Annotated in this window: 20 protein-coding genes; 12 read left to right on the top strand and 8 right to left on the bottom strand. The window is 42.1% G+C overall.

Translation table 11 applies throughout. The annotated features are described in order from the left end of the window. The first annotated feature begins 37 nt into the window (after window positions 1-37). Window positions 38-736, top strand: a complete 699-nt coding sequence (locus tag ACJJJA_RS06595) for a hypothetical protein (RefSeq protein WP_444904085.1) — start codon at window positions 38-40, stop codon at window positions 734-736. A gap of 623 nt (window positions 737-1,359) precedes the next feature. Beyond that, window positions 1,360-2,151 (top strand): hypothetical protein, encoded by a 792-nt coding sequence (locus tag ACJJJA_RS06590; protein WP_444904084.1) that lies wholly within the window; start codon window positions 1,360-1,362, stop codon window positions 2,149-2,151. A 191-nt stretch (window positions 2,152-2,342) separates the two neighbouring features. Here ACJJJA_RS06590 and ACJJJA_RS06585 read toward each other — a convergent pair whose 3' ends face one another. Continuing rightward, complete coding sequence (locus tag ACJJJA_RS06585) at window positions 2,343-2,615, bottom strand: hypothetical protein (RefSeq protein ID WP_444904083.1); 273 nt, start codon at window positions 2,613-2,615, stop codon at window positions 2,343-2,345. 388 nt (window positions 2,616-3,003) lie between these two features. On the opposite strand from ACJJJA_RS06585, the gene ACJJJA_RS06580 reads away from it, so the two are divergent. The 3 genes from ACJJJA_RS06580 to ACJJJA_RS06570 all read left to right on the top strand — a co-directional run bounded on the left by ACJJJA_RS06580 (window position 3,004) and on the right by ACJJJA_RS06570 (window position 4,821). Then, window positions 3,004-3,459 carry a hypothetical protein gene (locus tag ACJJJA_RS06580; RefSeq protein ID WP_444904082.1) on the top strand — a complete coding sequence of 152 codons (456 nt, stop codon included), beginning with the start codon at window positions 3,004-3,006 and terminating at the stop codon, window positions 3,457-3,459. Between the two features lie 93 nt (window positions 3,460-3,552). Beyond that, window positions 3,553-3,804, top strand: a complete 252-nt coding sequence (locus ACJJJA_RS06575) for a hypothetical protein (RefSeq protein WP_444904081.1) — start codon at window positions 3,553-3,555, stop codon at window positions 3,802-3,804. Between the two features lie 585 nt (window positions 3,805-4,389). Then, window positions 4,390-4,821, top strand: a complete 432-nt coding sequence (locus ACJJJA_RS06570; RefSeq protein WP_444904080.1) for a GFA family protein — start codon at window positions 4,390-4,392, stop codon at window positions 4,819-4,821. A 356-nt stretch (window positions 4,822-5,177) separates the two neighbouring features. Here the strand turns inward: ACJJJA_RS06570 and ACJJJA_RS06565 are convergent, their stop codons facing one another. Further along, window positions 5,178-5,435 carry a hypothetical protein gene (locus tag ACJJJA_RS06565; protein ID WP_444885786.1) on the bottom strand — a complete coding sequence of 86 codons (258 nt, stop codon included), beginning with the start codon at window positions 5,433-5,435 and terminating at the stop codon, window positions 5,178-5,180. Window positions 5,436-5,478: 43 nt separating this feature from the next. Beyond that, window positions 5,479-5,706 carry a hypothetical protein gene (locus tag ACJJJA_RS06560; protein WP_444904079.1) on the bottom strand — a complete coding sequence of 76 codons (228 nt, stop codon included), beginning with the start codon at window positions 5,704-5,706 and terminating at the stop codon, window positions 5,479-5,481. Window positions 5,707-6,374: 668 nt separating this feature from the next. On the opposite strand from ACJJJA_RS06560, the gene ACJJJA_RS06555 reads away from it, so the two are divergent. After that, window positions 6,375-6,848, top strand: a complete 474-nt coding sequence (locus ACJJJA_RS06555) for a LabA-like NYN domain-containing protein (protein WP_444898857.1) — start codon at window positions 6,375-6,377, stop codon at window positions 6,846-6,848. Between the two features lie 207 nt (window positions 6,849-7,055). Further along, complete coding sequence (locus ACJJJA_RS06550; protein WP_444904078.1) at window positions 7,056-7,415, top strand: hypothetical protein; 360 nt, start codon at window positions 7,056-7,058, stop codon at window positions 7,413-7,415. A 301-nt stretch (window positions 7,416-7,716) separates the two neighbouring features. On the opposite strand, the gene ACJJJA_RS06545 is transcribed toward ACJJJA_RS06550, so the two are convergent. Next, window positions 7,717-8,436, bottom strand: a complete 720-nt coding sequence (locus ACJJJA_RS06545; protein ID WP_444904077.1) for a helix-turn-helix transcriptional regulator — start codon at window positions 8,434-8,436, stop codon at window positions 7,717-7,719. 176 nt (window positions 8,437-8,612) lie between these two features. Between ACJJJA_RS06545 and ACJJJA_RS06540 the strand changes: the two genes are divergently transcribed. After that, entirely contained in the window at window positions 8,613-9,557 is a 945-nt protein-coding gene (locus ACJJJA_RS06540) for an alpha/beta fold hydrolase (RefSeq protein ID WP_444891037.1), read from the top strand. Window positions 9,558-9,629: 72 nt separating this feature from the next. On the opposite strand, the gene ACJJJA_RS06535 is transcribed toward ACJJJA_RS06540, so the two are convergent. Continuing rightward, the gene (locus ACJJJA_RS06535) at window positions 9,630-11,570 is read right to left on the bottom strand and encodes an aconitate hydratase (protein WP_444905230.1); all 1,941 of its coding nucleotides are present in this window, start codon (window positions 11,568-11,570) and stop codon (window positions 9,630-9,632) included. Window positions 11,571-12,037: 467 nt separating this feature from the next. Between ACJJJA_RS06535 and ACJJJA_RS06530 the strand changes: the two genes are divergently transcribed. Continuing rightward, window positions 12,038-13,063 (top strand): patatin-like phospholipase family protein, encoded by a 1,026-nt coding sequence (locus ACJJJA_RS06530; protein ID WP_444904076.1) that lies wholly within the window; start codon window positions 12,038-12,040, stop codon window positions 13,061-13,063. A 206-nt stretch (window positions 13,064-13,269) separates the two neighbouring features. Here ACJJJA_RS06530 and ACJJJA_RS06525 read toward each other — a convergent pair whose 3' ends face one another. Then, complete coding sequence (locus ACJJJA_RS06525) at window positions 13,270-13,920, bottom strand: class I SAM-dependent methyltransferase (RefSeq protein WP_444904075.1); 651 nt, start codon at window positions 13,918-13,920, stop codon at window positions 13,270-13,272. Between the two features lie 489 nt (window positions 13,921-14,409). Between ACJJJA_RS06525 and ACJJJA_RS06520 the strand changes: the two genes are divergently transcribed. Both ACJJJA_RS06520 and ACJJJA_RS06515 read left to right on the top strand, forming a co-directional pair. After that, window positions 14,410-15,294, top strand: a complete 885-nt coding sequence (locus tag ACJJJA_RS06520) for a DUF4396 domain-containing protein (protein WP_444904074.1) — start codon at window positions 14,410-14,412, stop codon at window positions 15,292-15,294. 312 nt (window positions 15,295-15,606) lie between these two features. Then, complete coding sequence (locus ACJJJA_RS06515) at window positions 15,607-16,698, top strand: acyltransferase family protein (RefSeq protein WP_444898864.1); 1,092 nt, start codon at window positions 15,607-15,609, stop codon at window positions 16,696-16,698. 142 nt (window positions 16,699-16,840) lie between these two features. On the opposite strand, the gene ACJJJA_RS06510 is transcribed toward ACJJJA_RS06515, so the two are convergent. Then, window positions 16,841-17,479: a LysE/ArgO family amino acid transporter gene (locus ACJJJA_RS06510; protein ID WP_252084900.1), complete on the bottom strand. Its 639-nt coding sequence runs from the start codon at window positions 17,477-17,479 to the stop codon at window positions 16,841-16,843. 101 nt (window positions 17,480-17,580) lie between these two features. Here ACJJJA_RS06510 and ACJJJA_RS06505 point away from each other — a divergent pair, with 101 nt between their 5' ends. Beyond that, window positions 17,581-18,483 carry a LysR family transcriptional regulator ArgP gene (locus tag ACJJJA_RS06505; protein WP_444904073.1) on the top strand — a complete coding sequence of 301 codons (903 nt, stop codon included), beginning with the start codon at window positions 17,581-17,583 and terminating at the stop codon, window positions 18,481-18,483. 40 nt (window positions 18,484-18,523) lie between these two features. On the opposite strand, the gene ACJJJA_RS06500 is transcribed toward ACJJJA_RS06505, so the two are convergent. Beyond that, complete coding sequence (locus ACJJJA_RS06500; RefSeq protein ID WP_444898865.1) at window positions 18,524-19,324, bottom strand: fatty acid desaturase family protein; 801 nt, start codon at window positions 19,322-19,324, stop codon at window positions 18,524-18,526. Window positions 19,325-19,351 lie beyond the last annotated feature (27 nt).

Below are 19,351 nucleotides of genomic sequence, written 5' to 3'. Positions count from 1 at the left end.
ACATGTTAGTTAATCTTAATCATTAAAAACCCATCCGATGCCACATACATCCAGCCAAATAGATACTGAAAAGCTAATTACTGCTCAAGAACTTGAGCAGCCTATTTTAGTAAGAAAAGCGCTACAAAAGGCTAAAGCCATCTGCGATAGGTTCAACACAACAAAAGCAAATAGAGATTACATATACTTCAGAAAAGGACTAACAAAAGAGCTATTTGAAGAGGTTATTCCCCTTGCGATTTATGGAGCCGATAAGTATGCAAAAACAGATGTGATGCTTCAGTACTACTCCGGAAGCTCAAATTCATTTGATGGTGATTTCATTAGTAGCGAAGGGAGACTAATCGAAAGAGTTGAAGTTACATATGCTGTAGATGGTCATACCGTACAATTACAAAGAGAGTGTGCCACCCAGTTTGGTGAAGCTCCCCTAACCCAAAAACCCAGATACTCTGGTAACTCTAAAAATAGAGTTATACATCCACCAGAAATAGAAATTGAACCTTCAAGTACCCCTTTAGGAATCCAAGTAAAATTAATTACAGAAGCCTTCGAAAAGAAAAATAAAAATATCCACAAATATAAGGATATGACTTTACTTATTGCTGTCGAATTCCCCCTACTACTTCCTTTTGAAGAAGAAAGCATCATAAAAAAAATAGAACTTAAGGACTCTGGCTTCAACAGCGTTTACATAGTTGATGTCTACTCAAAGCTATGCAAACAAATCGCCTAAGCGACTATTTGTAAATCTCCGTCTTTAGAAATGTATGTACAGAGGCCTCTAGCTACCGCTACCTTAAAAGAAATGTGTCAACAAAATGTCAACGTAAACATGCAAAAACGACCACAAACGAGTATTACATTGTACGTAACTTATTGATTTATGGTGGTACTCCCCCAAACGTACAATTATTCAGCGGGTTCAAAATCCCTCGCCCTTAAAAGCGTGCCGGTTCGAGTCCGGCCTCTGGTACCATCTTTCTTTTAAAATCAATGAGTTAGGGATGTCTCGGTGCTTTACCCAACATAAAGCCCAACTTGTATCACCTGCATAACTCTCTTACCGCTAACCCCAAAACTAGCTATCCCTGCGTGAACCTTTGCTTTGATCCTAAGGCAAGTTTTCACTCCTAGAGCACCACCCTCACCAGTTTGCCCAAACTTAAAAAGTCGCTTCGATCCACTCTCGAATAGCGCTAACGCTAAGAACACCTACGTATACATACGTAATGAATTTACCCTCTTTCACTTATGTCGAGTGACAGGGACTAATCACTTAGATAAGTTCATCAACATCACTGATAAATTCAGAATTTGGGTACAAAAGATGCCCTCCAAGCACTGAAGGAAGTTCAGATGTCAGAAGAAAAGTATCAAATTGAATTGAAGTCTAATTACCTTAGGCTTACTTTACTTGAGGATGAAATATCCCACTATAAGTCCACCCTCCTCTACCCTCCGATAGATATACATAAAAAAGTTGATTCTCTTAGAGCAGTCCGCGGGCTTTCCATCTCCCTCTCCAATGTAGACGACGCAATACAAGCCCTTAAAATCAAAGAACCCAAAAATCTTACCGATAAAAGCAAAGGACTAAAAAAACATCTGAATTTATTCAGTCATTTTAGAAACAAGGGCAGCGGCCACCTAGATTCCAAGCTCCTTAAGCGGGCTGTACAAAACAACCCGCTTATGTTTTTTGATACAGGCAAAGAGAGAGAAATTGACAGGATTTTTGATGCGCACAAAACTGTAGCAGAGTCTGGAATTAACTCAGCAATTAGTGCATGCGGCGGCAAAAAAACACTTGATAGAGAAATTGACCTTTCAAGAAAGGAAGATCTTTATCGATTCTTCAGCTATTTACACAATGTAATAAATGATGTCATCGAATGGGTCCAAGCAGTTAAAAACCATCTAAACAAAGAGCTAAGATATCACAAAGAAAGTGATATTTATGAGATGGCTTTGATAGCTTCCAATACAAATTTCGACCTAAAGGAAGAGACTAACCTTGATTATTCCCACGAAAAAGGGAAGGCAACAGTAGAAGACCTTCTTAAATCTAAAGTTAGCGAAAACATACCACAAGCTACAATTGATGCACTTTGTGAAAAATACGGAATCCAAGACCCTCCTAAAGATTAAAAATCCGAACTTATTGTATTACTTTAAAATTAATCTGAGCGATACGTTCATGTTTATTCTGCTCATTAAGGCAGGGAGCGCCATAACCTTAATGAGTTGATTTTAAGCCCCTAATAGTAAACCGATATTTGCGCACAGCACCCAATAAGTATGCTCCTAACAGCACTTAAGCAAGCCTCACTAGATGAACCTTATAAAACTGGAGCCTCCTTTCTTATTCGCCCCTCCAGCTCCTCCATATCCTCCCGCTGGCAATCCATCGAGTTATGATAATCGTGCACTATGGAATCGCCAATTCTAGCCAGCCCTTTTATCACGCTAGGAACATCAGGGGCTTGGGCAATAGCGTGGTATAGGTTTCGCAGCATCTCGAAGCCTTCCATACTTTCGGAGGCTATGTCTCGGGCTTCACCAACAATGAACAGCGTGTTGGGAAGTGGCCTTTGAGCATTGCTGATAGTCATGATGGATTCCTTTATTGTTGGTCTGTAACAATCACCTCTAACTAATGTGACCCAATGTTCCCTATTCTGCAAACCCATAAAAGGGGTAGCATTAAGTGCCACCCATATTGACACCACATAAAATACCGGGCCAAATACTGTATAAATAGCCAGACAAATAGGGGGTAATTATTATCTCTTCCGCCCAGTGCTCAAATCTTCATAGAGACCACGCCCTATTATCACAGCGCTTCCCCCTGCGTACGAAGAACATTGCTGCGTAGCAAAAAATATAATCATGGACATCCATAGAAATAGCGCCATTTGATGACAACATTATGCATAGTACATATATCAAACAATAAAAATAAAGCCCCCCTCAATAAAACCTATCCCAAAGGAATCAATTATGCCCAGAAAAATAAATTCACTCCGACTCCCTGGCAAAGGAAGCAAATATTATTTGGAATTTTTGAGAAATTTAGCACCCAAAATATTACTTTTTGCGTTTGTGCTAATCATCGGTGGCAAACTTGATTTTACCAAAATTGATTTAAGCAACTGGGAGATGACGCTTATATTTTATGTGTTGCTTATTGCATTTCTTCTAGCATTCATTGGAAACTTCAGACAACTATACACAGGTTGCTACTCTGACATAGACCGCTGGAGCAAGAAAATATTTTTCAAGGCAAATATTTCTGAACGGACGGGACTCTCAAAACTATGGTTTTTCGCTTTGGCCATACTAAAAACGCGGCTCATAGTGTTTTTAGAATTACTATTTGTGTCAATACTTTTACCAATCGTTCTAGCATTGATAGTTAGAACCTCATTTTCTTCCGCAAACAATCTATTGCTGTGATTCTGGACACCCACAAAAGTTATATTTCAAGCTGCCCCATATTGACACCGCATAAAACACCGGATGAGTTCAAAAAAACACTAAGGATAAGAAATGAGAGCCACGATAAAAGCTATAAACCCAAACAGAGGAATGTATGCCGCTAAAATACACAATGATGGATCATATGTTATATTTGAACTACTCGACACGGACGAGCCTGATTTGGGTGATGAGATAATTCATGCAAACTTCTATTCTATGGGGGGTGAAACATTTCAAAATATCACCAAGCAAAGCAAAATAGAGGTTTTCATCCAAAATGTGTGCGGAGCCAACCTTGTTCGCCAACAACTCTTACTTTAAATATATAACCAAACTGTAGATACTAGCCAGGATCTAATTATGAGGTTAGAGCAAGATTCTGATCTCATGACTCTAGAAAGATAAGGTTCAGAGATTCTGGACACCCACAAAATTAGTAGCTTCAAGCGCCATCCATATTGACACCACATAAAATACCGGATCAAATGCTGTATAAATAGCCATACATATTGGGATAACCAATGCCCCTTCCATCTAGTCTCAAATCTCACTTGAGGGCACCCCTTATTACCACCGCACCTCCCGCTGTGCATGGATAATATTTTTATGTGCCAGAGATATAGAATCTGGTAAAAACTATGAGCATCACCTCAGATAAATTAAATCTAGAACACACAATCTTACTTTAAATTTAACTATTGACTTCATAACATATACAATTAGGAACCGCTATCATCTTGTAATTCAGGATAAAACAAATAAATAGCTATCTAGGCCATCAATTTTTATATCGTAAAATTAGAATGGCATTTTCCATTTAAAAGAATCATTATTACTGAAAATAAAAAGGCATACTTAATTTAAGCTCTAAATTCAAGTAAATTTTTGCATCTACAGGCTCATTATATGAACAGTAATAATTCAATTACTTCCGGTGGTTGCTTATGTGGAGCTGTGCGGTATGAGGTTAAAGGGCCACTACGCAACGTAGTTAACTGTCATTGTAGTATGTGTCAAAAGCTACATGGAAGTTTCGGCCCTCACACAAAGGCTCGCAAGGTCAATATTAAGATAACAAAAGATGACGGGCTGGCGTGGTATAAAACATCAGAAGTAGCCCGCAGAGGTTTCTGCCAGCAATGTGGATCAAGCCTATTCTGGGAACCATTTAATCTCGATGCTACTGGAATTATTGCAGGATCACTAGATGGCCCAACTGGGTTGAAAACAATGGGGCATATTTTCACCGGCGAAAAATCTGATTTTTACGAAATTGATGACGAACATCCTCAATTCAAGGGATCATCAAATGGGCAGCTTGTCAATGACTACAAATAAATTATTATTTTTTTGACTGAGAGAAAACCACAGGTCTAAACGAAGAAAAGAAACATAAAATTAATCTTTCGGTCATAGGCTCAACCCCTATCTGACCGAAAGTAATCAATTTAAATAGCAAGTGAGCTGTCACCTAAGTGAAAATATCGACTTTAGTGACAGCTAAAATTAAAATTGGAACAGTGCAAAACAACATAGCTAATAGCCTTTTGGCAGTAAAACAACCTTTCAGGAAAGGGGGTTTCCTGGCCACTCTCGCAACGGTTTAGGCTCCCTTCTATGATACCTTCTTCTATGATGCCCTCTTCACTTTTATCGAACTTGACTGAAACCAGAGGGTGTCATTAATTAGCTATTCAGTTTTTACTATCCGGACACTCTCTTTCCTCCAACACCCCACCGGTCTTGATTGAATACTCGGTATAGTTACCAGTCATAATATCGAGAATTTGCAGCCAAGAATAAAACACCGCTTTTTCAGACTTAGCAATTTCTTCTGCCAGATCCATGGCGGCTTCTTCTGTGGGTGCAGAATCCCTAAAACTTTTTGCACCGCCATTCATCAAATGAATTCGTTCGGCAAAAATTGCGAATCGATTGATCTTTCTTCCCATGATCTATCTCCTTTTCGATAAAACTGCTTAAGCCCTTACATCCTTATGCAGGGGCTGCCAGCCAATCCATACTGCGCTCGACCTCCCGTATCTGCGTCAATGTCAGATCCAACTCCTTGCGCAGATTTACACCTACAGAAACTGAAAAGCTGCGCACGTACTTCGTATAATTCAGCATACAGATAGCATACATTGCTCGGTTGTCATAATCCGAACGATACCGGCAAATCCGGACAGGCTCTCCGTCGAAAATGATGCTTCTGGTTCCCATGACTACCCTTATCAAACCACTGTACATGCATACAGTATAAGATATGGTGATCCTGCTTTGTCAACCCACAATGAACTCAACACCCTTAATGAGCCCTGAATAGGCTGAAAATCAATCTGTTATTACAAAGTGGGGGCTTGAAGATTTTTGAGGTCTAAATGAGTTACGGAATATACTGGGATCTGTCAAAACGACGAAAAACCGCTAAATAACATTACTAAAAATTGGTCGTTCAGAAAGGTAGCCCTGTACCAATTGCAAGTAGTCAAGGGAGACTGAACTCCATTCAACGCTACTCTACTTATTAAGAGAAACAGATTTTCTGAAATACGACCTGAATAACCGATTTAAGCGCTCACTAGCTTATCTTGGTTTATATCGTTGAGTAGATAGCGCCAAATTGATCAATCAGCAAAATTATTCACTAATGGTAGAAGGCATTCCAATCGTTCAGTTTGCACAGCATTGAATTTATATACCATCACTTTGCCAATACATGCTGTCATTTTTAATATCCTGTTTTTATAATCCAGAGCATTCAAAATTTAGTATTGACTAACAATTCTCACTTGAAATTGAAAGGCGAGCAACATAAAGTACCCGCTTAAGTAATAACACTTAATATCGCTATTTTTAGTATCAGGTTTTTAACATCATTGGATTATCAAATGGAAAAGGTTGCCATTCTTGTTGACGTGCAGAATGTTTATTACACATGCAGGCAAATCCATAAACGAAACTTTGATTATAATAAGTTTTGGTCTGAAGCAACTAATGGAAGAAAAGTCGTAAAAGCCGTGGCCTATGCTATCGACCGCGGCGATAGAAAACAGTATCAATTTCAAAATATCTTAAGATCTATCGGTTTTGAGGTGAAACTAAAACCCTTCACTCAACGGTCCGATGGTTCCGCCAAAGGTGATTGGGATGTGGGGATAACGATAGATGCGATGGAATATTCAAGCTTAGTAGACACTATAGTTTTAGTTTCAGGTGATGGTGACTTTGATATTCTTGTGCATAAGCTCAGATTAGATAGAGACAAAAAGGTTGAAGTATATGGCGTACCAGAGTTGACCGCTGCCACATTATTCAACGCGGCAAGTAAATTTATTCCAATTGATAACAAGCTTTTACTTTAACAACAATCTATCTAAGTATACGGCTCTTTTATAGGCTAATATGCATCTATAGGAACCCAGCATAAACTCCAAAGCCAAACATCAAAAAAGGAGCCTGGTGCTAACTTGAAAGTTTTATACAGGAAGTTTGATTCTCGATACACTTGACTCTCTGTGACTACAATTCAATTAAACAAATAAAAACTTCGAAAATTATACGGCTAGCTAATGCGAAGAATCAAACTTTTGAAGTTTTATTATGATGAATGGAAAGGATTTGCTTTAATAACTCTCTTTTTTTTATTAGTTCTGCTACACGTAATCAACCTGGCGAGTAATACTGAAAAGGTAATAGAACAGAACGGCAGAATTACATCAAAATATCACCATGGTTTTTCTAGTGCAGGTAGAAAGGGGACGCTAGAGTATTCATATAATGTAGAGCTGAATAATAGGAGTGTGATTCAGGTAGTTAGTGATTTGAACCTAAGCATAGGTGATACTGTTTGTGTCGCAAGTATAACCTATAAAAACAGCTTGAGAGTTGCCCAGTATGTAATAGAGACTAAAGGAGTGTGCCGTCAATAACGAGTTACAGAAATAGAACAGGAATATATCTCCGTACTGACATAATCATATCTATACGATTACTTGAACGATCAATAGAAGCATGATGTCACAAACCTTGTAAAGATTATTCAGACTATATCAATGGGAAAGATATAAGCTTAAGTGAAAACAGTCAGAAACTTTTAAAGGCTTAGTATGGATTGTTGACTTATTTCGTAATGACGCACTCATAACTCTTATTAAAAAGCCTGAATAAATACAGTATTTTACTCTAAAAACGAAAAAAACCGAAATATTAGCCTTTGTAAGCTCGTAAAGATTAACGAGATAAATCCTGAATTGGAGAAACACTATCTTCGAATAAAATATGTCGCCGTCGAAATGTTTTGCCCTTAAGGTATTCCGGGTTACTAATTCTGTCCATTCGAAAATGACGAAAGTCTTTGCGTGCGGGATCCCAAGCTACCAAATACCATAGAGGTGGTAAAATCAGCATCGCCTGAGGTTCAACAACCCTACTGGTTACAGACCCCTTTGCATCACGGTATTGGAAGCTTAGTTGTAACCGTTGGAGAAAAGCTGTCTCGAAAGTGGGGAGCAACGCGGGCTCCATTTCCTGAATATTTGATACGTCTACGTGTGGTGAAAGCTTACCTATATATAAGCAGTCTAAAAACCGGCGTAAATCACGTACTTTGTCCGGTGGCAAAGCCTTCTCTATTTTGGCAAGCCCAGTATCTGCAAGCCCCGAAAAAGGTAAATTCCCGGCTGCACGCATTGATGCAACGCTGATAAGGAGTGCAAAGACCTCGGCAACCGAGAGGCGCGCTGTGGTTTGGACCGATTGCGGGTCTAATTGCAGACCGCCCCCAGGACCAGGGTCAGAATGGATAACAAAGCCCTCATCGCGCAGTGCGCTAATATCACGCAACACTGTACGCCTGGATACACCGACCTCTTTTGCTAAGTCAGCAATCGTAGAAGTACCATTTCGGCGAAGGCTGCGCACGATGGCGTCTTGTCGAAGGCGAACACTCATTTTGTAAGGATATTATTAAATGGTGACATTATTTGGCACTATTTGATTTTAGCCTATGTCTGTTCTTTTCAGCAAAGGAGTTCTGAAATTGCAACGCACATCCGTAGCCCCAAGTCGAAGAAAAGGGGCTGTCCGGCAAATAAGGCATTGTTGAGCCTCAAAAAAGGAGAAATACATTGTTTAATCTAACCGAATTCCCCAAGCCCACTCTTATTCCAGTCAACGGTGTTGAGTTAGAAGTCTTTGAAGCAGGTCAACAGAATACGGGAAAACCTATTGTGCTTTGTCACGGCTGGCCAGAGCATGCCTATTCTTGGCGCCACCAGCTGCCTGTACTTGCCGCAGCCGGCTACCATGTTATCGTTCCAAACCAGCGTGGTTATGGCAATTCATCCCGTCCTGCCGATATAACTGACTATGGCATTGAAAACTTGTCGGGTGACCTCGTCGCACTTCTTGATCACTACGGATACAAAGATGCCACCTTTGTCGGCCATGATTGGGGCGCAATGGTAGTTTGGGGGCTTGCGCTATTACATCCAAACCGGGTCAACAAAGTTATAAATATGGCCCTACCCTACCAGGCTCGCACAGAAAAGCCTTGGGTCGAGTTTATGGAGGAATTCCTAGGAAGCGACTATTACATCGTTCACTTTAACCGACAGCCAGGCATCGCGGACACTGTGTTAGATGCAAATACTTCACAATTCCTTCGCAATATATTCCGCAAGAACGTACCTCCAGCACCACCAGAGCCTGGAATGATGATGATCGATCTCGCCAAAGCAGAGGCGCCACTTGGCGAGCCCTTAATGAGTGATAGCGAACTGGCTGTTTTTGTTTCCGCATTTGAGAAAACAGGGTTCATGAGCAGTATTAATTGGTATAGAAACCTTGACCGAAATTGGCAGATCTTGGCAGATGTAGAGCCAACCATCCAAAAGCCAGCACTTATGATTTACGGCGATCGAGACTTGATCCCTAAGGCTCCAAACTTAAAAGAGTTCGTTCCCAATGTTGATATAGTCAGTCTCAACTGCGGCCATTGGATTCAACAGGAAAAACCGGAAGAAACAAATCAGATCATTCTAAAGTGGTTAGAAAAACAGGATGCCACTTAGTGTAAAAGGCTATTCGATATAAAAAGTATTTAATTAAAGCATTTGAGTAATTTACGGGTACACTAAAACCCACTATTTCTCGTTACTCAGATACTTTTCTCGTACTTGATTAATCATGCCACCAGCCTCTAGCACTTCGATTTCATCTGCTGACAAGTCACTGCGCAGATTAATACTCTCGCCGGTTGACTTAATCAAAAGCTTTACAGAATTGTTTGATTTCAGTTGTGCTATTGGCTTGTCAATCTCAAGGATTGAATCCTGCTCAAGTCGATCGTAATCATCAAAGCTCTCAAAAAGTAGTGGCAGAACACCAAAATTAATGAGATTACGGCGGTGGATACGAGCCATGCTTTTTGCAATTATGCACCTTACCCCAAGAAATCGTGATGATACCGCTGCATGCTCACGGCTGGAGCCTTGCCCATAATTTTCACCACCAACAACAAAACAGTCACCATTCAATTTTATCGCCCGCTGGTAAAAGTTTTCATCAATACGGGAAAATGTATAGCGACTAATGGCGGGAATATTTGAGCGTAAAGGTAAAATCTCCGCTCCAGCAGGCAGTATTTCATCTGTCGAAACGTTGTCACCCGCTTTCAGTAAAAGCGGACCCGTTAAGGTGTTTGGAAGCTTTTCAAAGTTTGGCAACGGTTTGATATTCGGACCTTTAATCAGCTCAACGGCTACGGGTATTTCTTGTGGTGGCTGAAGTAAAGGTCTTATATCTGGCAGATATTCCGGCTCACTAAAGCTGGGATAGTCCATGTCCAGATCACGAGGATCGGTGATCACGCCCTTCAGTGCACTGGCAGTGGCGGTTTCTGGGCTGCATAAATAGACTTGGTCATCTGCTGTGCCGGATCGACCGGGGAAATTACGTGGCACAGTACGTAGGCTGATACGGCCAGTGGCCGGAGCCTGCCCCATACCGATACAACCGCCACAACCTGTTTGGTGCAAGCGCGCACCCACTTCAAGTAGTTTTGTGAGATCGCCACTCCGGCTAAGCTCCTCGAGCAATTGGCGCGAGGTTGGGTTGATATCAAAAGAGACATCGTCGGCTAATCGACGACCTGCGACGATACGCGCTGGTATGGCGAAATCCCTCAGCCCAGGGTTAGCAGAAGAGCCAATATAGCTCTGGTAAATAGGGCGACCAGCCACTTCACGTACGGTTACCACTTTGTCTGGACTGGATGGGCAGGCGATCAGCGGCTCAAGATCAGATAAATTAATGGTATCTTCTTCGTCATAGCTGGCACCCTCATCGGCTTTCATTTCTACATAATCGCTTTCCCGATGCTGTTGTTTGAGGAAGGCCTTCACAGCGTGATCGGCAGGAAAGACACTGGCCGTGGTACCCATCTCCTGCCCCATATTGGCGATTACATGGCGGTCCATAGCGGTAAGATTGGCAAGGCCTGGACCGTGGTATTCGACAATCTTATTCACACAGCCCTTGACCGTTTGCCGGCGCAACATTTCCAGGATGATGTCCTTGGCACTGACCCAGGGAGGTAGTTCACCCTCAAGCTTTACGCCGAGCACTTTCGGCATTTTCAGCGCGAAGGGAACGCCAGCTATAGCCATGGCCACCTGTAGACCACCAGCACCAATGGCCAGCATACCCATAGAGCCGGCTGCACAGGTATGGCTATCGGCGCCAAGTAACGTCTTTCCGGGAATATCAAAGCAAGCCATATGTACCGGGTGGCTTACACCGTTTCCAGGGCGTGAAAACCAAAGCCCAAACTTGCGACAGGCGCTTTGCAGGAACAGGTGATCATCCGCATTTTTGAAGTCCGTCTGTAGAAGGTTGTGGTCTACATACTGTGCGGAAAGCTCAGTTTTGATTTGTGATAAACCAAGCGCCTCTAGCTCTAACATCACCAGAGTGCCAGTACCATCCTGAGCCAGTGTCTGGTCAATCTTTATCTCTATTGGGCTGCCGGGTTCCAATGAACCGCTCACGAGATGACTCTTAATCAGTTTCTGTGCGAGGTTCATAGCCATAGTGGGTACCCTTGAGCAAATTTCCTTAATCTGAGAAGCTCCACTTTCGGCGCCTCTTGAACCTGATTCATTGTAGTCCGGGTCAAGATAGTTACTATGTGTGTCTAAATGCCCTTCTGTATTGGCATGATTAATTAAGCGCCGGGCCGACAACCTAAGGTCTTAGACAATTCGAAAACACGCTAGCCTCAATATGCCATTAAAAATGGCCTTCTCTTTTGCCTTTTAACAAACCAGTGATCAAACCCAACAAAACTCACGCCCTGTGCATATGTGAATTTTCTTTAAAATTAACTTATTCATTTTATGAATACAGCCGTACTGCTCAACATGTATTTTTTAATACCAGAAACTTATTTTTACATGCATTAATCACCTCTCACATTTAAGGCATTAACCATTGAGCCTAGTGCTATCTTTCTACAATTGCACTCAATGAATGAATCCAGGGAGAGTTAACAGTGGCGATCCGAATCCTATCTATTGATGGAGGGGGAATAAGAGGCATACTGCCCGGTGAGATATTGGTCTCTCTTGAACAGAAGCTAAAAGTGCAATCAGGCAACCCCGACGCCAGAATAGGAGATTTTTTTGACCTCATTGCAGGAACAAGCACTGGCGCCGTATTAGGCGCGGCCTATATTTTCCCTAATGAAGAGGGAAGGCCAAAATTTTCAGCCCAGGAAGCCGTTAATATTTATTTTAAAGAAGGAGATAAGGTATTTAATGGTGGAATCTGGCCTTACCTGGATAAGCTGAGACTACTCAAGGAAGAAAAATACTCTACACATGAACTAGAAAAGATTTTGAAGAAATATTTTGGAAAAACAAAGCTTAGTGAACTATTAAAACCCACCTGTTTTATTTCCTATGACATTAAAAAGCGAGAGCAAGTTATCTTTAGGCAACACTGCGCATTAGTGAGAAATGAAGACTTTCTAGTTAGCGATTTACTACGAGGCAGCACCGCCGCACCAACCTACTTTGAACCCGCACGTATTTACTCACTATCACCAATTAACAAAAAATATATACTGGTAGACGGTGGTATGGTTGCCAGTGACCCCGCTTTATGTGCTTACTCAGAAGCCATTAAGTTTAGCGGTGTGAGTGGGATCAAGGATATGATTATTGTGTCTCTTGGTACTGGTAAGCAGCTAACAAGTTACAAATACAAAGAAACGAAAAATTGGGGCATTTTCAACTGGGCAAGGCCAGCTATAGATATTGCATTAAGTGGCGGAGCTCAAATGAACCATTATTACCTGAAACAAATTTCATCAACCGTAGAAAACACAAAGTACTACCGAATTCAGCCAGATCTCTATGATGCGAACTCTGCATTAGATGATGCATCTCCCAAAAATTTGAAAAAACTGAAGAAGTCTGGTGAAAGAAATGCAAAGTACTATGATAAGTTATTAGATGACATTGCTCGGACACTGACAAATACACAAGATAACCATCAATATGTGCAAAGATACTGATACCTATCATTACCAAATTAGCTATATTAATAATTAATCATTCAAGCATCTCGCCAAACAGATACCACACATTAAACACTTTCTATAGAGTTTACCAATACTCAAACCATGTCTATTCTTGAGCTTTCATACGCTATTTTTAATTGAATAACACCAGAAACAATCGGTAGCAACACTAAGCTTATTAAGCTCATATGACCCTTTATTCAGGCCTCACATAAAACAATGTTTATTAACTTTTCTACTCGATCTCCGGTATTACTCTCTCCATATTCAATATGCCTTTCACAGCATAGAACCCTAAAGCCAGCTTCAATTAATTGAGTCCGAATATCGCTTTCATCAAAAAGATGAAACCCAAACGATGTAAATGATAAATTCTGCATAAAGGATTTATCACCAAAAGCTAAGCAAAACTTTCCTTCAGGCACCAGTACTCTGCGTATTTCAGACAAATGCGTTTTGATAGATTCCCAAAAGTAGATGGTGTGGACAGTAATCGCCTTCTCGAATTGACTGTCAGCAAACGGTAACCTCTCCGATGTTCCAACCTTAAAGTCCATCTGTCCCGATTCAATGTGTTTAGAGTTGAGAGTTTTCGCGCTCGCTACCATTTCACTAGACCAATCAATTCCGGTATAGCGAATGCTGGAACCTTTTCGAAGTACATCGACTGCAAATTTACCATTGCCAGGCCCAATCTCAAGAATATGGTCATGATCCACCACACAAAGTAATTCTAGTGCGGCCAGGTTCGTTGCTTTATTAGCCTTATTCATCTGCAGTGCAGTATCTGAAGCTAAGGCGCCAGATGGCTTCCTTAGTTGTTCGGCGACTAGTTGAGGATCTTTAGACATTGTATCTCCATTTAGTATTTATCATAAAATGTATATTAATATCCAAAATATATTATTTATGATACTTACAAATTGACATTCATCCAGAGATTAAAAATAGTCCTCTCGAGGTGGTTTTGCCTTAGTGTTTAGCCGCCACAAAGAATTTACTATCTTTTATTGCTTAGCTTATAAAGCTCATCATTAAATTTATCTAAATACACCAAAAACAACCAAATACTTTTATGGAAAGCCCTAGAGTGCAAAATAAATCACCCTAAGCAATTTCAATATAAAACGTTAAGCGGCTTCATCAGGAAGTTTTAAATGTCGATTAAAATAAAGACTAAAGGTATTACTCCTGCATACGCCATAGCGCAGCAAAAGTATGTATATATACAACTATATAGCGGTGGGTAGATAGTAGCTAATGCTCACCCGGATTCTCAAAAACCAGCACCTATCAATTAAACTACTAGATACCGGCATAATCCTTAAAGAGAATCTGGCATGCTAAATGGCGCTATGCTTGTCTGGTTTATTTTCGCGGCTATAAGTGTGGTCTTTGTCGTTTGGGATTCTATCACCAACGCGCCGACCAGCTGGGTACAGCGCATGGCGTGGATACTGGTTGTTGTATATACAGGTGTTGTTGGGTTGATTCTGTATTTACTGACTTGCCGGCGCCCCTTTCCCGGTGGCCACGATGCATTTACGCGCGCCACTTGGAAACAGAGTGTCAATAGTGAGATGCACTGCCTGGCCGGTGATGCCACCGGTATTGTTATTGCCGCATCCATTGTACCCTTCTTTGGACTCACCAATGGCTGGGATGCCACCATTGAGTATATTGCTGGCTTCATTTGCGGGCTGTTCATTTTTCAGGCGTTGATGATGCTGGGTATGTACCAGGGCAACTATTTGAAAGCGGTGCGCAAGACATTTTTTGCTGAAACGGTTTCTATGAATATGGTAATGGGGGGAATGATTCCTACCATGGTGATACTGGCTTCACTGTGGCCAGAATCGGAAGATCCCACCAATGCCACATTTTGGTTTCGAATGAGCCTTGCAAGCATTGTCGGTGGCTTTATCGCTTATCCCATCAACTACTGGCTGGTAAAAAACCACCTAAAACACGGATGCATGACCCTACCAGGACTGGATGGTCCTGCGCCCTGTCTAGGGTTCTGTTCACCGGAAACTGATCCTGATATCAAGAATAGCCAGCCAATCCCCTCATCCACCCATGATTCACAATCCGAACATGAGGGGCATACCATGACAATGCAAACATTGCCTTTTATTACATCCAGTTTTTGGGTAGTGGGAACTTTTCTGTTTCTCTTATTTGCGATATTAGTGACTAATCAGTTTGTGCCGTTGAAGTTTTGACTGTTTATTTAATAATCAGCCTCGAAAAGATCAGCAAGTAAGACTGAATTATCCTCTGATTCGAGGATTTATGGTAGGATTCGGTTCATTCATCAGTGTCCTCTGGAAGCTAAGAACCGTTCGCTTTAAGCAATAATGCTCATTTCCTTGACCTGATTTTAAGTATAAATTGCCTTGTAAAGGCTTATCATTGTACTTAATTACGGCTCGCCTTAAATGCTATTTATAGCATTTCAAGCTTGCCCGTAGCAGCGAAATAAATTCTAAAACCTATGGGTTTTCCTCTGCTGATTAAAGGAATACAGCAAATCTATGAATAGCCGTTTACTTAACCTTGATGCACTGCGGGGGCTTGCAGCAATTCTTGTTGTTTGGCAACACAGTAGTGAAGTTTTTATTCGTAATTCCAGTATCGCCCAACATGGCACCGAGCTGGCTGAGTTTGTGAACCAACTAGATTTTGGCCGAATAGGAGTAATCTGTTTCTTTTTAATTTCGGGCTTTGTTATTCCTTTTAGCCTCTCTAGTGCTCAAAGCTCCTTAAAGAACTTTGCCATTCGCCGTTTCTTCCGTCTTTATCCAGCCTACTGGACATCGCTATTTATGGCACTTGGGCTAACTTGGCTTATCAGCGACTGGATGTATCCTGCGGCCACTATTGCCGCAAACACAACCATGCTACAGGGGTTAATGGGGTTTGATAATGTGCAAGGGCTTTACTGGACCTTGACAGTTGAATTAATTTTTTACTGCTTATGTGCATTGATTTTTGCCAAACGGCAACTTGCTAACCCCCTGGTCCTGCTACTCTTCTGTTGGGGAGGGTTATCCCTATTTATAGGTTGGCAATTATTAGAACAATTACCCATTAAGCTGCCAGAGATGGCTCCCACCATTACTTATATTCCTTTCTGTATCGCCGTTATGTTCTGCGGAACCTTGATCCGACATAGTTATGTGCGTAAGACAAACTACTGGTATGCCATTCTCGCAGTAGCAGGCACCTTCTCTATTCCGCTGATGGTTTTGTTTCTTTATTTCCTCGGTAAACCGGTCACCGAAGACCCTTTGCGCTTTGCCCTACCGCATCTCATTGCTTTGGCTATTTTCTTTGTAGTTCTGCTAGTACCCTTTAGGCCATGGCGCAGTCTGGTAGCATTGGGAACCATCAGTTATTCCGTTTATCTATTCCACCCCATTGTGATGCGTGGGCTGAATTGGGCCATACAGCAATCGTGGGCACAGTCATTTTCTGCTTATTCCGTAGAGGTCTATATGTTGGCCACGACTCTTGTGAGTATTGCCCTGGGAACTTTGGTGTACAAGCTGATTGAGAAGCCGGCTATCAATATGGGTCGCCACTTAAGCAGAAACGCAGAAAATAAAGAGATGGCCATTGCCTAAGGGGAAGCTGCCACCAGTTAGTGTTTTTTAACTTGAGATTATTGAGAAATGCCTGGATAAACGTGTTTTATCCAGGCATGTATGCATCAGAGCAGTGAGCCAATAAAATTTACCTGCCACCACTCCACATTAAGTGAACTTACTACTGTGCCCAGAGAAGGCTGGCAGCAATCGACCACATCATAATACCCACCAGTACATCCAGTACTCGCCAGGTTTTTGGGTTCTTAAACAGCGGCTGCATCATACTGCCACCAACCGATAACAGCGCAAACCAAAGCACCGAGGCACTGCAAGCGCCAATCACAAAGAATAAAGTACCTTCCCCTGCATACTGGGCACCAACCGAGCCAATCAGGACAACCGTATCCACATAAGCATGGGGGTTTAACAGGGTAAGCGCCACAGCGGTAATCAAGGCAGAGCGCCTGGATTTAACCCACTCTTTCTTATCCTCTAGCCCCTTATTGGTAAAAGCTGAACGAAACGCCATAGCACCATAGCCAATCAGGAAGGCCACGCCCAACCAGGTCAACCAGACCATCCAGTTTCCTTCTGCTTGGGCCAAGTGTGATACCAGGTAGACACCACTGGTGATCAGGACAATATCCATCAGAACACACAGCGCAGCGATACTGTAGTGATACTGACGGCGAATACTCTGCGTCAATAGATAAGCATTCTGCGCGCCAATTGCCATGATCAAGCTGATGGTAGTGATAAAGCCCTTGGTCAGAGGGGCTAGCAACAAACCCGAAATCACGTTGCCTCCTGTGGTCATTGGGGTCTGCCCGCGGTGTGCGGGTCGGAAAGTGGCGGGAGATTAAGAGGCGAGCTAGAATAAGTAAATTTAATTATATTGATACCTCATAAGAAAATCTTATGTTAGATCTCAAACAGCTTCAGGCCTTTGCTTTCGTGGTAGAGGAGCAGAGTTTTGATAAGGCCGCCGCTTTGCTTCACGTCAGTCAATCTGCAGTATCCCAGCGAATCAAAGCGCTTGAGGGACAAGTCGGGCAGGCCCTACTCATCCGATCAACACCACTACGCCCTACTGAAGCCGGTCTTAAGGTGCTGGGTTATTTCCAACAGATGCACCTTTTGCAACACGAGCTGTTAGCAGACATAGACCCAGAGGGCAGCAAAACCCGTTATAGCAACCAAAATAAGGTGCGTATCGCCCTTAACTCGGATAGCCTGGATACTTGGTTCCTTAAAGCCGTAACCCCCATCATTCGTTCCCACCACCTACTTGTTGACTTGAAGGTCGATGACCAGGAAGCCACCTTAGAGTTGCTCAAGAACGGAGAAGTCATTGGCTGTATTAGTTCGGTAACCAGTAACCTGCAGGGCTGCCAGTCCATTCTATTGGGACACATGGCTTACTACCCGGTATGCACTCCGGCTTTTAAGGCACACTACTTCTCGGACCCAGTCGATGTGGATGAATTTCGCTATGCCCCTGCAGTTGAATTCAACTATAAGGACCAGCTGCAAAGCCGATACTTAAAGCAGTTTTGGGGAATAGAGGCCGGCCAATACCCGTCTCACGAAATCCCCTCCTCTAAGGGATTCCTCAATTTTCTGACATTAGGCTTGGGCTGGGGAATGGCCCCAGATATACAAGTGGAGGATTTGTTAAGACAAGAGAAACTTATCAAGCTGACTCCAGATCAGCATCTGAAAATCCCCTTGTACTGGCATGTTTGGAATTTGAAATCCAAATTAATTAAAGAAATCACGCATACTTTGGCTGAGTATGCTCAAAAAGCATTGCACCAGTAAGCAGCACTGGTGCAAATAAATACTTGACCTTAGCTACGCCTCATCTCACTACCTGTTTCAAAACACCGAAATAGTTACTGGCCAGCTCAACATCATCGTAATAACCACGATCCTTTAGCAACTTATGCAACGCCCTGAGGTTATATGTGGGCACCGCCATGTAGGCATGATGTTCACAGTGGTAACTCAAACCTTCTGTGGGACTGACAAACAGAAGCCCTAAAATACCCCTAGGCACCGAACGCGTATTGTATTTTGGTTCCAAGTGGTAAAGATCTTTGACCCCAGCGTGTTCGGCGATCTGACGCATCCGAATAATAGCCATATAAACGGTAAGATAAGCCACAATCCACAATAGATATAACTGCGGGACACCAAAAGCCCACAGTATGGCAAACATTACACTATTAACGAATAAACCTCGGGTTAACTGAAAATTCACTCGCTTTTTACGGCTTAGTAAGTCTCGCCCACTCAAAAATAAATATAAATTCGCTTTCAAACCAGTTAACCCCAAAAAATCTCTGGAAAACTTCCTAACCAAACTCTTTTTACTGACAGGATAATCCTTATAGTTTTGCAGGTCTGGATCTTGATCTGTGCCGGCTTTGCGGTGATGCATCATATGACTTTTTATATAGGTTTCTCCATCCATTAACAAAAACGGTGAAGACAACCACTTACAAACAAACTTGTTATAGGCTCGAGTTGCGAAAAGTGTTTTATGACCAGTTTCGTGCATAATGGCTGCCAGGGCCTGCTGCCGCCCAGCAAGTAAAAATACTGCAACAATATAAATTGCCCAGTGTGGCAATAACGCTGCTATGGTAAAAATTCCCATTATACCGAGCCAAGTACTGACCACTAT

It is taken from the genome of Microbulbifer mixtoriginis (SeqCode), assembly GCF_052466865.1.
This window is presented reverse-complemented; position numbering and strand designations above follow the sequence as displayed.